Origin of the sequence: Neobacillus niacini (genome assembly GCF_048572935.1) — a bacterium.
Taxonomy (GTDB): Bacteria; Bacillota; Bacilli; order Bacillales; family Cytobacillaceae; genus Neobacillus; species Neobacillus niacini.
Map to the genome: position 1 here is coordinate 5,598,858 of NZ_CP183883.1, position 15,272 is coordinate 5,614,129.

Sequence of the window (15,272 nt, forward strand, 5' to 3'; positions counted from 1 at the left end):
CTTATCATTATAGTTTTCGGATGTTACCACAAATATACTTTTTTAAGAAATATCTACACCTGCTCGTTCACAGAATAATATTTTTCTTCTATAATAAGTTGATGGAAGAAAATTATTAGGAGAACAGAATGTTAAAAGACTTTTTTTCAAATATAACTATACTGATTGCTTCATTTACAGTTATGGGTCAAATTCTAAAAAACAAACCATTACATCCATCCTCGTCATTTAAGTCAAAACTCTATTGGGGTATTTGCTATGGCGTTTTAGGAATTATATTAATGCTATTTAGCTTTCAAATTAATGCCACTACCATAGCTGATTTACGTCATCTTGCAATCGTCATTGCAGCTGCTTTCGGAGGATGGGTTCCTGCAATCATTGCTTCTAGTTTAATTGCTATAGGAAGAATAGTACTCTTTGGTTTAACTGACACAGCAATTGTGGCGGCAATCAGTGCATTACTAACTGGTATAGTGTGTGGCGGATTTTCTAAATTAAACTTTCATCCCACCTTAAAAGCATTATACATGAACCTAATCGGTTTATTTTTTGTTTCCATTGTCTTTACCCTTTATATAGAAGATACAAACACGCTTTTAAATGTTTTAATGATGCATTATCTTATCTCCTTATTTGGTGGATTCTTCTCCTATCACTTATCCATTTACATCGCGAACTCAAATTCAGCTGTAAGAGAATTACATCTTAGTCTAATAAAATTACAAGAAAGTGAACAGGAACTAAATAAAGCAAATCAGTTTCTAAACCGCCTTTCTTATCTGGATGGACTTACGGGAATTGGTAACAGAAGATACTTTGATGAAGTTCTGAGCAAGGAATGGTCGAACCTGCTTACAACTAACTCACCACTAACTCTTTTAATGTTTGATATTGATTATTTTAAAAAGTACAATGATACGTACGGGCACCTTGCTGGAGACCAATGCCTGCAAGTCATTACTTCTGCAATAAAAGACCTTATTGCTAATAACCCATATAGCACCTTTTGTCGATATGGTGGTGAGGAATTTGCCATTATATTCACTAAGACGAAGCTGGATCAGGGCGTCGCTATCGCTGAATTGATTCAAAATAAAGTCCAATCTCTTAAAATTGACCATAGTAGTTCTGAAGTAGCGGATATCGTAACAATCAGTATTGGTCTTGCCTCAATGATTCCAAGCTCGGAAACGCAGCCAAACGATTTAATTCATATAGCGGATACTTGTTTGTATATCTCAAAAACAAAAGGGCGTAATACCATTTCAACTACATAAATAAAAAAACGGAAGGATTGTTATCCCTCCGTTTTTATACATATTTCTACATTTTCTCTTCTCATTTCGTTATTTATTCAAAATAATTAGTAAATTTAGTTGTAATAGGACGAAGTTAAATGTAAAATTTTTCTTATAAGCCCTTGGGACGGTGAAAAATAGATGGAAATTACTAAACACCTTTTCTTGAATCTTTCCATTTTAATAATATTGCTCCTCTTTTGCTTAATTTGGCTAGATCGAAGCAGGAAATTTACGTTATCTAAAACCACTATGATTATCATTTCTGTCCTAATTTTATGGATTTGTATTCAGTTCGCCTATAATCCCGTTCCCTACGCACGATATGATTTAAGGATTATTCCAATCGTCATTGGCGGTTTATATCTTGGAATCGGACTTATTACTGTTATTGCCATGGTAATCATTAGAACCTTTTATGGCTTCGACACAGGTTTGGTTGCTACAATCCTTCTCTATGTTCCACTTGCAATCGTATTTTTTCGATTAACTCCTTGGTTTTGGAAACAATCTTCCAATCGCCGAATCTCTGTAGCTATTTGTTTAGGAATAATACTTGGGATCCTTACCACCGGAGGAGAATTGATTAGATATACGGGCAGTCCTTGGTATGATGTTTTGCTTGCCTACTTTGTGATTCCCCCGTTAGGTATTGGACTCATTGCCTATTCGATTGAATATATCAAAAAAAGTGTGGAGCTTAAGTCTGAATTAATAAAAGTAGAAAAACTAAAAGCTGTAGAACAAATGGGTGCGGCTATTTCTCATGAAATACGGAATCCGCTGACCGCTGCAAGCGGGTTTGTCCAATTACTCAACGATGATTATTTACCGAGACATAAACGCAGAGAGTATCTATCGATTGTAAAAGATGAACTAAATTCTGCCGAAAGAGTCATTCAAGATTATTTAACATTTGCGAAGCCATCTTTAGTATCCATTGAAGAACTGAATGTTAAAAATGAACTAAAGCAAATCATTAGCATCCTAACTCCGATGGCAAATCAAAATTCCGTAGAAATTATCACTAATTTTTCAGTGATTGGATTCATTAAGGGTGATCGACAAAGATTCCGCCAGTGCTTTATTAATATTCTCAAAAATGCTGTTGAGGCAATGCCGAATGGTGGGCAATTATCTATTGAAACGGACTTTAGTCAAGATTATGTCACGATTTGTATCAAAGATACAGGAGTTGGCATGAATTCCGAACAACTTGAACGGCTCGGTGAACCGTATTATTCAACAAAAGGAAAGAACGGTACCGGGCTCGGAATGATGGTCGTTTATAGTATCGTACGTGCTATGCATGGTTTCATCCGAGTAGAAAGCGAGCTTAATGCCGGCACAACCTTTTATATTAAATTCCCTACCGTTACCTCGTTAAAGAAATATAAAATTTAACCTAAATAAAAGAAATCGACAGGCGTTGTACCTGTCGATTTTTGTTAAGCATACATCTTATTTTCTTCTTTTTGGAAAAAGCTTTTCATCGCATGGAATACATCCGCTTTTTGCTTGAGAATATAATAGCGGAACTGCTCATCCTTGATATTCTTATAAGCTGACATTAATGTAGAATGACGATTATACTGATTTACCTCTCCGTAGCCAAACATGTTTGAAACTTTCATGAGTTCTTCAACCAGCTTGACGCAGCGAGCATTATCAGATGTTAAATTATCACCATCAGAAAAGTGGAATGGATAGATGTTGAACTTACGTGGATTATATTTAGCATCGATGATTTCTAAGGCTTTTCGGTATGCAGACGAACAGATCGTTCCTCCGCTTTCACCCTTGGAGAAGAAATCCTCTTCTGTTACAACCTTAGCTTCTGTATGATGGGCAATAAATTCAATTTCAACTGTTTCATATTTTGTACGTAAGAAACGGGTCATCCAAAAGAAAAAGCTTCTAGCCATATACTTTTCCCATATCCCCATAGATCCACTCGTATCCATCATGGCAATCACGACTGCCTTGGAATCCGGTTTTATTATTTCATTCCAAGTCTTAAATTTCAAATCTTCCTTATAAATAGGATGGAATGCAGGTTTCCCAGTCATCGCATTTCTCTTAAATGCAGACATCATGGTACGCTTTTTATCAATATTACCCATAAGTCCTGTTTTGCGAATATCATTGAATTCAATATTTTCAACTAAGTGCTCTTGCTCTTCTTTTCTTTTAAGATTTGGAAGCTCTAGTTGTTTAAACAAAGCTTCCTCTAATTCCATTAACGAAACTTCTGCTTCAAAGTAATCTTCACCTGCTTGATCCCCAGCACCTTGCCCTTTTCCTGGACCCTTTTGCTGACTTGATCCGTCACGAGCAATTACGTCACCTACTTGGCTCTCACCGTCACCTTGGCCCACGTGTTTGTTCTTATCATAATTGTAGCGGATTTTATATTCGTCTAGTGAACGAATTGGAATTTTCACCACATCACGTCCATTAGACATTATGATGCTTTCTTCTGTAATTAAGTCAGGAAGATTGTTTCGAATTGCCTCCTGGACTTTTTCTTGATGCCTTTGTTGGTCATCGTGGCCTTTGCGGTGGAGGGACCAATCTTCTCTTGAAATCACAAATTGATGGTTGTTGTCAGACAATGTAAACCCCTCCTTATAAATTTTTTATTTTCCAAAGTCACATTTTTTTTCAACTGTCATAAAATAACCCGAGTGTAAAAATACATATAATATTGATTACTTTATCCTATGCAGAAACCGCAAATAATTTACAAATTATTTTGACAATTAGGCTTATACTCTTAAAAATGGACGAGCATTCGTTAATTTATCTTCCATACATTTCGCCTTTTGCTGGGTGTCCGGATTGAAAAAAACAGACTGGCAGATTCCTTCCGCCAGTCCCTCCTATTTTCTATCTCTTTAACGGTTTAATAAGCTGCCTACATACCGTAATAGCTCATTAGCTGATGTTGAATTATAGCCGTGTTCGTCAATTAATCTAGCAACAACATCGTTAATCTTCTTTAATTGCTGTTCATCAGGTGTCTTGGAGGAAGTGGTAATCTTCACAACATCTTTAAGGTCAGCAAATAATTTCTTTTGAATCGCTTCTCGAAGCCTGTCATGTGAGTTGTAATCGAATCGTTTCCCTTTTCTAGCAAATGCAGAAATTCGAATCAAAATTTCTTCTCTGAACGCTTTTTTGGCGTTTTCAGAAATACCAATTTGTTCTTCAATGGATCGCATTAATTTTTCATCTGGATTGATTTCTTCACCAGTTAATGGATCACGAAGCTTAGCTTTATTACAGTAAGCCTCAACATTATCAAGGTAATTATCCATTAGCGTTTTAGCGGATTCTTCATACGAATAAACAAATGCTTTTTGAACTTCGTTTTTAGCGATATTATCATACTCTTTTCGAGCAACCGAAATATAATTCATATAGCGCTCACGAAGTTCCGCTGTAATAGAAGGATGTTGATCCAATCCGTCTTTTAATGATCGCAGCACATCCAAGGCATTAATAGAAGGTACTTCCTTGCGAATGATGGTAGATGAGATTCTATTAATTACGTAACGCGGATCAATACCACTCATACCCTCATCCGGATATTCTTTCTTTAGTTCGCTGACATCAACCGCGTTGAAACCTTCCACATTTTCACCATCGTACAGACGCATTTTCTTAACTAAATCGATATCACCCTTTTTTGGCTCCTTCAGACGAGTTAAGATGGTAAACATCGCAGCAACTCGTAATGTATGCGGGGCTATATGAACATCCGATACATCACTTTCACTAATCATCTTTTCATAGATTCTTTCTTCCTGTGAAACTTTTAAGTTATAAGGGATTGGCATTACGATAATCCGCGAATGCAAGGCCTCATTTTTCTTATTCGAGATAAAAGAACGATATTCCGTCTCATTCGTGTGGGCAACAATGAGCTCATCTGCTGAAATAAGTGCGAACCTTCCAGCTTTAAAGTTGCCTTCCTGTGTTAATGACAGCAGGTGCCAGAGGAACTTTTCATCACACTTCAACATTTCCTGGAATTCCATCATCCCACGGTTCGCTTTGTTCAATTCTCCGTCAAAGCGGTAAGCACGCGGGTCTGACTCAGATCCGAATTCGGCAATCGTTGAAAAGTCAATGCTCCCTGTTAAATCGGCAATATCCTGTGACTTCGGATCCGAAGGGCTGAACGTTCCAATTCCGGTACGCTTATCTTCGGAGAAAAAGATTCTTTCTACTAATACATCTTCAATTCTTCCACCATACTCCTGTTCGAGGCGCATCATATTTAATGGTGAAAGATTTCCTTCAATTCGAATACCGTACTCCTCATAAAAATCTCGACGTAAGTGATGCGGGATTAAATGAAGCGGATCTTCATGCATTGGGCAGCCTTTAATGGCAAATACCGATCCCCTATCCGTATGAGAATAGGCCTCTAACCCACGTTTTAGCATGGTAACAAGAGTAGATTTCCCTCCACTTACCGGACCCATTAATAGCAAAATTCGTTTTCTTACGTCCAGTCGTTTGGCTGCAGGATGGAAGTACTCCTCCACGAGCCTTTCAAGTGACTCCTCTAAACCAAATAGTTGATTACTAAAGAAATTGTATTGCTTTGTTCCCTTAACTTCCTCAATCCCAGAGTCTTTGATCATATTGTATACCCGTGAATGTGCCGACTGTGCAACCCATGGCTTCTCTTTTAACAACTGTAAATAATCCCCAAATGAACCTTCCCAACGAAGCTTTTCTTCCTCTTCTCTAAACATCTCGATTTTTTTTAGAATATCCATAAGGCCCTCCCCCTGTAGCGTTATCAGAGACGATTAATATACTCTATGCACTTGGTCACTTGAACATGCGTCTCGATGAATGATTCCTGCCTATCTTTTTTGTTTTATGAAAAGAATGGAATATTGTGCTTTTCATTTTTTTAAGATAGGCTATAATAAAGTATATGTGTCTAATTAAAGAAATATCTTAAAATTAAGGAGGCTTTACATAAGCATGGGAACATTTCTAATTGTTTTGGTTATGGTGGCGTTTCTAGCAGCTATCTTTACAGCAGGTTATAATGATAAGCCAGGTTCAAATAAATAAAGTTTGAGATTAAAATAGGCTGCCCATGGGGCAGCCTTTATTATTTTAAAAGAACGGTATGCGATTTGTGGGATTTTTGTAGAAGCTGTACGCTTCACTGTAAAAACTGTACCTTATCTCAAGTTCATTTTATTTTTTTGAACAAATTCCTTCATATACATCCTCGTTTGTTTTTCTAGCATGTTCGCCATCTGCTCTGACCAGCGATCTTTTCGTTTTCCACCTGTCCTCTCTTCATAATAACTTGAAATTACTTGATTATATTCTTGAAGTTGACGCAGGTAAGTATCCTTATCCTGTTCATATTCATCCTCATGATAGATATGTTCAAAAGGTAGTCTTGGCTTTTGGTCATTTATTTTCTCCGGATAGCCGACTGTCATTCCAAACAGAGGAATTACTCTCTCTGGTGTTTTTAATAATTCCTGAACTGCCTGCAGATTATTACGGATTCCACCTATGTAACAAATTCCTAAGCCCAGCGATTCTGCAGCAATAGCAGCATTCTGTGCAGCTAACGATGCATCAATGACAGCAACCATAAATTTTTCTGTACTTTCAATCGAAGCCTGAACATCTTTTCCTTCCATTTCCCCAATAAATTCATGTCGGCTTAGATCGGCGCAGAAGACAAACAGATGACCATTTTGAGCAACATATGCTTGGTTTCCTGCTAACTCAGCAAGCTTTTGCTTTTTATCCTTATTCTTTATGCCTATAATCGAATATGCCTGTATAAAACTAGATGTAGACGCAGCTTGTGCACAAGAAACAATTGTTTTAATTTGTTCATCACTTAACTGCTTGTCCTTAAAATCACGGATAGACCGATGATTTAATATAGTAGAGATCATTTCATTCATTTCTATTACACCCTTTCTAGTTAACAAAAAGAGGCCTCTTTTGGCCTCTTATGACTTATTTTAACTGACGATAGTCTTGCTGGCGCAAAGCTTCATAAATTAGAATTGCAGCTGTGTTCGATAAATTCAAAGAACGAATATTTTCGTTCATCGGAATCCTCAAGCTGACATCCTTATTATTTTCAATCACGTCTTTTGGAAGCCCGGTCGTTTCACGGCCAAAAATGAAAAAATAATCTTTATCACGATTGCTATAGTCAAAAGAACTATAAGCCTTCTCACCAAACTTCGTGATATAGAAAAACTCTCCGCCTTCATTCTTCTGGTAAAAATCATCGAGAGAATCATAATAAACAATGTTTACAAACTCCCAATAATCCAATCCTGCTCTCTTTAACATTTTATCATCTGTAGAAAACCCTAATGGACGAATCAAATGTAAGGATGTATCAGTTCCAGCACAAGTTCTTGCGATGTTCCCTGTGTTTGAAGGTATTTGCGGCTGATATAGTACTACATGTATTGCCAAGAATCTCACCTCATAAAAAAAACTCTCTCAACATTATACCATTATCCATCATCCAAACAAATTTTCTCACCCATCCACAATCGTAAAAAACTTATATTTAATATTTGGAGTGTACGCCGATGAATCCTCATAGGCCCAGTACCGCATACGGCTGTTGTACGTGTTTGCATTAACAAGCGGCATTCCATAGGCATCCTTACCGGTTACAATCGTATTGTGGTTATATCGGCCGTCTCCTTCAAAATCATAGCAGATGACATCCCCCAATAGTAATTGATCAGGGCTGCTGACTTCTATTGCCCGTAGGCCACTTTTCGAATTACCCAAATACAAACGCAGTGAATTGGCGACGGTCCAACTATAACTCCAATTATTATTTCGGAGCCACCAGCCTGTTCCCCGGTTAGGATATCCCCTCATCGGTGCTTCACCAGCGTGAAGGCATTGCGAGATATAATTCGTACAATTGTTTTCAAATGTCTTATAGGCGGGATTGTAGCTATTCCACCAGCGTTCCGCATATTGAACAGCTTTTAAGCGATTGTACTGGTAACTAATGCGCTCTTCCTGCTCTTCCTCCTCAGTAATTTCCAACTCTGGCTTCTTCGTATAAGGATTTATTTCTTTATCCATAATCAAATCATTTTTAAAAAACTTGCACATTCGTACTTCTACTTCTTCCTCTTGATACAGCGTTCCCTTTTGTTTAATCAGATATTGGTAATGAACCTGGTAGGTGGTTGTTTGAAAATCGCCATCCACTGATTGATTTATAATGTCCCCTCGTGCCTTGACCTTTACAATTTCTGCGGAACGTTTCGCAAAAGACTCCATCTTCTGTTCTGCCTTTTCGTAATTCCCCGATTGCCGCTTACTCTTTGAAACAAATTGTTCAACACGTCCTTCAAACAATTCTTGGAGTGATTGATCCACCTTCATCTCCCCCTTCTGATTCATACATATGTACAGAAGGGCATTTTAATCAAAAAAAATGAGCATAGACAGAATGTCCAATACCCATTTAGTTCTTTAGTTTTAGTAAGCTTTTTTCAATCTCACTCTTCACTTCTAAATCATTTTCTTTTGCTGCTGCTTTTTCCAGTGCTTCAAGTGCTTCTTTACTGCCAATTTTGCCAAGTGCCCAGGCCGCTGTTCCCTTTAGAACCTCGCTGGTTTCATTTTCTAAAACACTTAGTAAATCTGGAATGGCACTTTCGTCCTTAAAATGTGCCAGTGCGATAATCGCATTGCGCTGAATCGGCTTTTTACCTCTCCACGATCCCGCTACAGATCCAAATTTGTTCTTAAACTCACGATTGCTCATTTTTAGGATTGGTTTTAGTAATGGCTTGGCGATCTCCGGATCAGCCTCCATTTCCTCATGAAAATGAAAATCCTTTCCTTTATTGACTGGGCAGGATGTTTGGCAGGAATCACAGCCATATACCCGGTTACCGATTTTATCCCTAAATTCCTCAGGAATGATAGATTTTGTTTGTGTTAGATAGGCGATACAGCGCTGTGAATTAATTTGTCCGCCTTGTACCAACGCTCCTGTCGGGCAGGCGTCGATACATACGGTACAGGAGCCGCACTGATCCTCCATCGCTGCATCGGGAGCAAAGGGGATACTGGTAATCATTTCACCGAGATAAACGTAGGAGCCAAACTCCGGTGTCATGATAGCACAGTTTTTACCGCTCCAGCCAATCCCAGCCCTAACTGCAACCGCCCGATCCGAAAGTTCACCGGTATCAACCATGGATTTGAGTCTAGCCTCTGGTACCTTGGTGAGGATAAACTCCTCCAGTTTCTTTAGTCGATCACGTAAAATATGATGATAATCTAATCCCCATGAAGCCCGGGAAAAAAAGCCCCTTCGCTCCCCTTTTTTCCCTTCTACACGAACCTTCATTTTTGCAGGATAGGCCAGAGCAATAGAAATAATCGAGCGTGGTTCAGGAAGAAGCAGGGCAGGCGTCACTCGTTTTTCTATATCTGGCTCTTCAAATCCGGATTGATACCCAAGCTCCTGCTGGCGGATTAATCTATTTTTAAGCTCAGTAAAAGGGTCTGCCGTGGTAAACCCAATTTTATCAATGCCAATCATTTTACTGTAGGCGATAACTTCCTCTTTCAATTGATCAATGTTCATTCGGTGTGAACCTCCTTTCATCTATGCTGTTTTAATATGTTGATTTATTTTAAAAGGGTCCTTATGAAGGTCGAATCTCTCTGGTAACTTTTCTGATTTGTCCTTCATCAACCCTATGAAGGACGAATCTCTCTGGAATCTTTTCTGATTAGTCCTTCATCTACCCTATGAAGGACTAATCTCTCTAGAATCTTTTCTGACTTGTCCTTCATCAGGCATTTTAATTAGAAATCAAAAATCAAATCAAGCCGTTAATTTCTCGTTCTACATCTCATTATGATAAACTATTTTTATTATATTTTGGAGGTGGAATCATTGGAAATTCAGCTTTCTCCGGAAATCATTAGCAGGATTCCAAATTTCAAGCTTGGAATCATCGAATACAAAGGTATTACTGTAGGTGATTCCCCACAAATGGTAAAAGGAAGATTGCAGCTGTTTCAAGAGTCCATTTACTTTGATTTAGAAACGAAAAATTTAACCGATCTGCCTGGAATTCAGGAGTGGCGCCATATTTTCAAAGCATTTGGCAGGGACCCTAACCGGTACCGGCATTCTGCAGAGGCATTATATCGAAGAGTTCAAAAACAGAATTATCTAACCACGGTGCAAAGTGCTATCGATATCAATAACTTTTTCTCCCTCCAATATCAAGTCCCAATTGGCATTTATAACACCGATTCCTTAGCGGGACCCGTTACTATCGAGGTAGCAAAGGCAGGAGAAGAATATATTGGACTGAATGGCCGTTTGAACTCATTAGAAAACCTGATTGTCTCCTCGGACAAGCATGGACCATTTGGAAGTCCTTTTGTCGATTCTAATCGTGCGCCAGTAACGGAAACAACCAAAAATGCACTTCAGATCATCTATTTACAGCCGACAACATCCCTAAATAGTGCTGAAAGGCTGACTGAGTCATTAATGAAAATGTTTACCCAAATTCACGGCGGTGACGCTAGCTTCTATATAATTGGGAGCGATTAGCACCGCCTTTTTAAATACAGTAAAAATATAAAAAAACGCAATGCATCGTTCTCATGTAACGATACACTGCGTTTGGTAATATGTATGGAGCGGGTGATGAGAATCGAACTCACGACATCAGCTTGGAAGGCTGAGGTTTTACCATTAAACTACACCCGCATGTATAAAATTATGAACAAAAAGTGAAGAACTTAAACACAGTTATTATAATACAAAGTTTTTTTCTTATCGTCAAGAGGATTTCGCGTTTTTTGTCGAAAAAAATCATTAAACAAAAAAATCCCTAGACCTTTTTGTTTAATGATATGCCATTTTATCAATAAAAGTACAATTTTATTAAATTTTTTTACTAATTCTATATAATTAAACGAATGTTGACCTACCAACGCTTGAATTTAATCCCCAGAGTTATTATTTTTTTCGAATATTATAATCAATCCTCACTTATTTTTCCACCGAAATCTTGATAACATCATCCAAATATTTCATGGCATAATACCCATAGATCTCAAGCCTTTTTGGATTTACTTTTTCTCCGGAGCTTTCATTTTTTAACTTCATGTTAAACACAGTCACTAAATTGCGAGGCTGCTCAATTTCTTCATAGATGACAGGAGTTTTATTAACATCGTAAACTACCCCATTTTTATCCATGAGTACTCCCTCTGTATGGATCTCCATAGAATTCATTTCGTTTTCATCCTCACCAAAGATTTGGAAGTGAAACGCATCATATACACGATTCTTAACTTCATGATTGCTTATGATTACGTTAGCCGGCTGCCCAGCTTCTACCTTATCAATGGATAGGGAACTGCCAGCATATTCAAAGGTTTGAGGATAATTATTAGAAGCATCCAGTTCAATAATTTTATGGTCATCAAATGTTAATTGAGCCGATTCGAGTTGAACATTAACATTCTTTGGCTTCTCTCCAAATAGAGGGCCAAAGTATCTTTGAAAAGATAGCCAATTTTCATCAAGTTGTGTATCGAATAAATATCTGCTAGTCATATCTGCGTTCACTTTTTTATCATTTACTTGGAGATGATCAAAATTTAGATTATCGATCCGCTTGTTTGGCTGGGTCATATTAATATCATAGTGCAAAATGGTTGCTGTGGGCGCAATGGTTAGTTTTTCAAATCGAACCGGTATTCCCTCAACCTCTGTTTCACCCTTCAATACATATTTAACGGAAGGCTTTTTGGTTACAGGGATTTCGAAGGTCCACTTCCCTATTTTATCCCCCATGATTTGGAAACCCAACCCACCATCTTGGTTAGCGGAATCACGAATTATTCTCTGAAGCTTGGAGATCTGCAGTTTAATTGTCCCGTTATCCTTATTAATTGGCTGCAGACTGATTTTTCCGTGATAAACGTTCTTTTCCTCTTTATTCATATCCGCTTCAAGGTCAGGAGGATAGTACCCTTGGTATCCATCTCCATCCATGATTTCATGTTGGTTCTCCACATAAACTCCTTCAAAATTATTGATCACATATCGATTGTCTTTTTTCATATCTTCGATTTCATAAAAAACAAGCGTCTGAACCTCATCGGATATCGCACTCTTAATCTTAATTTTTACCCCGTCGCTCTCATCTTCCAGATTCAGCCTCTCTCCCAGATCCTGATGCAAAAAGGCGCGCAATTCCTGATTTTTTTCTGTCCAATTATAGTATAGGTTCGAAAACACCCCTGTAAAAAAATCAATTCCTATTACTAATGCAATTACACCTGCAAAGGCTAGTCCTTTTCTTATCTGTCTCTTGTTCTTCCGTTTTCTCTGATTTTCCTTTACTATTAATCTGGTTTTGATGTTCTCAATGAAACCAGGCGGCACATGCAAATCATCGATCTGGTCTGGAAGATTTACCAAGGTTACCATGACTTCCTGAAAGGAAGATAAATCCTCCTGACAGTTTTGACAATGATAAAGATGTTTTTCTAACTCAATCTTATTCGGCCGATCAAGGGTTCTTTCTAAGTAATCAATATAATCCCTCTGGTACTCCATACAACCATTAAAGGCTGAGCCGAATCCCATTTCTCCTCTAAGTGACTGGATTCCGGTAAACAATAGGTCATTCATCTTTTCCGCTGAAACTTGAAGCAGATGTCCTGCTTCCTCCTTAGAGATCCGCACTACATATATAAGGACCATCGCTTCTTTTTCGTTCTCTCTCAATTGATCAAGTGCGTTAAATAACCTTTTTTGTTGTTCACTTTCCTTTGAAGCTTGTAAACTTCTACTTGGAGCAATTTCTTTGCAGTTGTGCATGAAAATCGATGTAACCCACGTTTTGAATGATATTTCACCTTTAAATCGAGACCATTCCCTGTGGACTTTTATAATGGACTGGTAGAAAAGCTCTTCAACTTGCTGCTGATTTCTAAGATAGGACCAGCCAAGGGTATAGAACGATTGTTTATGCTGATCAAACCAGTCGACGATGGATTCTATCCCTTTTTCCCTTATTGGGGCGATTTCAGTGGAATTTATTTTTGCTGGGATCATGGAAGTGTTCCCCCCTTTAACAGTCTTTTAAACATTCCTGAATTTAAAAACTCCCTTCATGCATTATTCGACAATTTACTAAAATTTCCTCTTATTCTAAAAAAAAGAAGGAACATCTCATATAAAAGATGTCCCCTTTTAATTATTAAACTAAAGCTTTTGTACTTGTTCTCTCTTTCTTTCCGTGCAGTAAAAAGTAAATACCCGAAGCTGCCAATACGATAACGCCTAAGATCATATAAAGAGTACTGTAGTTTGAAAAAGGAAGGAAGAATCCAAGCAAGTAAGGACCGAATCCAAGCCCAGCGTCTAGAAATATAAAGAAAGTCGACGTTGCCAACCCCATTCGATGAGGAGGAGTCAATTTAACAGCGATTGCCTGAGTGCATGACTGCATGTTCCCAAATCCGAGTCCAATCAATATACCCGCTGCTAACAAAGTAACGCTGCTGTGAGCTGAGCCTAAAAGCAACATTCCAGCTGCAAAGAGAACAAAGGCTGGATACATCACATAATTTGCCCCTTTCACGTCCATTAACCGTCCTGTGAATGGGCGTGAAATCAATACTGCAATGGAATAAACTAGGAAGAAAAAACTTGCAGCACTAACCAGGTCAATTTCAATGGCATAGAAATTTATAAAAGAAAGAACGCTTGAGTAACAGAAACCAATAATTAAAGTAATGAAAGCAATGGGAATCGCCTTTGGCTCAATAAAATGAGAGAGTTTGACGCCTATTCTTTCAGTTGTCTTTGTTCCGCCATCTATTGCCGGCACATACACAAAGAATGCCGTGATCAAACTAAATATTGCTAGAGCAAAACAAAGGCCAAAAATTACGAGAGTGCTTGTATGTTGGCTCATATAAAGTCCAATGAATGGTCCGATTGCTGTAGCCAATGTCGAGCTCATACTGTAATAGCCAATACCTTCTCCTTTTCGTCTTTTAGGGATAATCTGAGCCACAATTGTACCGGTTGCTGTGCTGGCAATACCCAGTGTAATACCATGTAAAAAACGAGTAATTAGCAGGAAGGTGATACCCCAATGGATAAAATATAAAGAAGTTGTTAATAAATAAAGAATTAATCCAATGAACAACGTTTTTTTACGGCCAATTGAATCGATACTGCGGCCAATAAAGAGACGCCCAAATAATGTCCCAACAATAAAAATTCCGGTAACAAGCCCGGCTTGGCTTGTGGTAGCATGGTATTCTTCTACTGCATAAACACCGATAATGACGATTAATAAATAAAAGACCAACGTTAGTAAAAAATTAACGCCGGAGACAATGATAAAGTCCTTAGTCCATAATTTAGGTTTACTCACTTTTTCCTCCCGCTCCTTTCAAAACATTTTCCTGTATTTTAGGAAGAGTTTGAAATGTTATCTGTTGATCTTCATTTGTTATACCTTCCATAATACTGTTTTCTATTGCCGTAATTTTTTTTCTGCATGCTTGGTAGACTTCTTCTCCTATTTCGGTTAACTGAATAACCTTTTCTCGCCTATCCACACCAGGGATATGCTTTACTATTTTGAGGTCTTCCAAACGTTGAACCCTCCTGGTAATCGTTGGTTTTTCAACATTATATTTATTTGCTATATCTACAAGTGTCGAAGGGCCATTATTTTTTATATAAAAAATAACTTGCCATAAAGAATATGAAAGCTCATAAGTACTCATTAGTTCATTTAATTTTGTTATAAGTGGTCGATACAGACTTAAATAGCGCTGAAAAAAACCTTCCATTTCCTTCCATCCCTCCAAATTAAAATAGTTACTATAGGTAACCATTACCCTTGATAA

12 protein-coding genes and 1 tRNA gene are annotated in these 15,272 nt (G+C 37.9%); 3 read left to right on the forward strand and 10 right to left on the reverse strand.

What is annotated here, in order from left to right; all coding sequences use genetic code 11:
* The first annotated feature begins 128 nt into the window (after positions 1–128).
* Together ACN6MT_RS27465 and ACN6MT_RS27470 are read left to right on the forward strand one after the other, a co-directional pair.
* Positions 129–1,280, forward strand: coding sequence for a diguanylate cyclase domain-containing protein (locus tag ACN6MT_RS27465; protein WP_419954019.1), 1,152 nt, complete (start codon positions 129–131; stop codon positions 1,278–1,280).
* A 162-nt stretch (positions 1,281–1,442) separates the two neighbouring features.
* Positions 1,443–2,705: an ATP-binding protein gene (locus tag ACN6MT_RS27470; protein ID WP_419954020.1), complete on the forward strand. Its 1,263-nt coding sequence runs from the start codon at positions 1,443–1,445 to the stop codon at positions 2,703–2,705.
* A gap of 44 nt (positions 2,706–2,749) precedes the next feature.
* Here ACN6MT_RS27470 and yhbH read toward each other — a convergent pair whose 3' ends face one another.
* The 6 genes from yhbH to queG all read right to left on the reverse strand — a co-directional run bounded on the left by yhbH (position 2,750) and on the right by queG (position 9,948).
* A complete protein-coding gene (yhbH, locus tag ACN6MT_RS27475) occupies positions 2,750–3,916 on the reverse strand; it encodes a sporulation protein YhbH (protein WP_034674467.1) in 1,167 nt (388 codons plus the stop codon).
* A gap of 282 nt (positions 3,917–4,198) precedes the next feature.
* Positions 4,199–6,094 (reverse strand): PrkA family serine protein kinase, encoded by a 1,896-nt coding sequence (locus tag ACN6MT_RS27480; protein WP_034674469.1) that lies wholly within the window; start codon positions 6,092–6,094, stop codon positions 4,199–4,201.
* Positions 6,095–6,514: 420 nt separating this feature from the next.
* Positions 6,515–7,264, reverse strand: a complete 750-nt coding sequence (nfsA, locus tag ACN6MT_RS27485; RefSeq protein ID WP_419956539.1) for an oxygen-insensitive NADPH nitroreductase — start codon at positions 7,262–7,264, stop codon at positions 6,515–6,517.
* 55 nt (positions 7,265–7,319) lie between these two features.
* Positions 7,320–7,793 carry a tRNA (uridine(34)/cytosine(34)/5-carboxymethylaminomethyluridine(34)-2'-O)-methyltransferase TrmL gene (gene trmL / locus ACN6MT_RS27490; protein WP_034674475.1) on the reverse strand — a complete coding sequence of 158 codons (474 nt, stop codon included), beginning with the start codon at positions 7,791–7,793 and terminating at the stop codon, positions 7,320–7,322.
* 66 nt (positions 7,794–7,859) lie between these two features.
* Positions 7,860–8,726, reverse strand: a complete 867-nt coding sequence (locus ACN6MT_RS27495) for an amidase domain-containing protein (RefSeq protein ID WP_419954021.1) — start codon at positions 8,724–8,726, stop codon at positions 7,860–7,862.
* An 88-nt stretch (positions 8,727–8,814) separates the two neighbouring features.
* Complete coding sequence (queG, locus tag ACN6MT_RS27500; RefSeq protein WP_419954022.1) at positions 8,815–9,948, reverse strand: tRNA epoxyqueuosine(34) reductase QueG; 1,134 nt, start codon at positions 9,946–9,948, stop codon at positions 8,815–8,817.
* Positions 9,949–10,263: 315 nt separating this feature from the next.
* On the opposite strand from queG, the gene ACN6MT_RS27505 reads away from it, so the two are divergent.
* Complete coding sequence (locus ACN6MT_RS27505; protein ID WP_419954023.1) at positions 10,264–10,935, forward strand: B3/4 domain-containing protein; 672 nt, start codon at positions 10,264–10,266, stop codon at positions 10,933–10,935.
* 85 nt (positions 10,936–11,020) lie between these two features.
* On the opposite strand, the gene ACN6MT_RS27510 is transcribed toward ACN6MT_RS27505, so the two are convergent.
* The 4 genes from ACN6MT_RS27510 to ACN6MT_RS27525 all read right to left on the reverse strand — a co-directional run bounded on the left by ACN6MT_RS27510 (position 11,021) and on the right by ACN6MT_RS27525 (position 15,215).
* Positions 11,021–11,094, reverse strand: a tRNA-Gly gene (locus ACN6MT_RS27510).
* Between the two features lie 285 nt (positions 11,095–11,379).
* A complete protein-coding gene (locus ACN6MT_RS27515) occupies positions 11,380–13,458 on the reverse strand; it encodes a DUF4179 domain-containing protein (protein WP_419954024.1) in 2,079 nt (692 codons plus the stop codon).
* Between the two features lie 145 nt (positions 13,459–13,603).
* Positions 13,604–14,791, reverse strand: coding sequence for an MFS transporter (locus ACN6MT_RS27520; protein ID WP_419954025.1), 1,188 nt, complete (start codon positions 14,789–14,791; stop codon positions 13,604–13,606).
* Complete coding sequence (locus ACN6MT_RS27525; protein WP_419954026.1) at positions 14,784–15,215, reverse strand: MarR family winged helix-turn-helix transcriptional regulator; 432 nt, start codon at positions 15,213–15,215, stop codon at positions 14,784–14,786. Before ACN6MT_RS27525 ends, ACN6MT_RS27520 begins: the two co-directional genes overlap by 8 nt.
* Between the last annotated feature and the right edge of the window lie 57 nt (positions 15,216–15,272).

Coding starts and splice junctions, on each gene's coding strand:
- ACN6MT_RS27465 (WP_419954019.1), top strand. CDS start 129: ATGTTAAAAGACTTTTTTTCAAATATAACTATACTGATTGCTTCATTT.
- ACN6MT_RS27470 (WP_419954020.1), top strand. CDS start 1,443: ATGGAAATTACTAAACACCTTTTCTTGAATCTTTCCATTTTAATAATA.
- ACN6MT_RS27480 (WP_034674469.1), bottom strand. CDS start 6,094: ATGGATATTCTAAAAAAAATCGAGATGTTTAGAGAAGAGGAAGAAAAG.
- nfsA (WP_419956539.1), bottom strand. CDS start 7,264: ATGAATGAAATGATCTCTACTATATTAAATCATCGGTCTATCCGTGAT.
- queG (WP_419954022.1), bottom strand. CDS start 9,948: ATGAACATTGATCAATTGAAAGAGGAAGTTATCGCCTACAGTAAAATG.
- ACN6MT_RS27515 (WP_419954024.1), bottom strand. CDS start 13,458: ATGATCCCAGCAAAAATAAATTCCACTGAAATCGCCCCAATAAGGGAA.
- ACN6MT_RS27525 (WP_419954026.1), bottom strand. CDS start 15,215: ATGGAAGGTTTTTTTCAGCGCTATTTAAGTCTGTATCGACCACTTATA.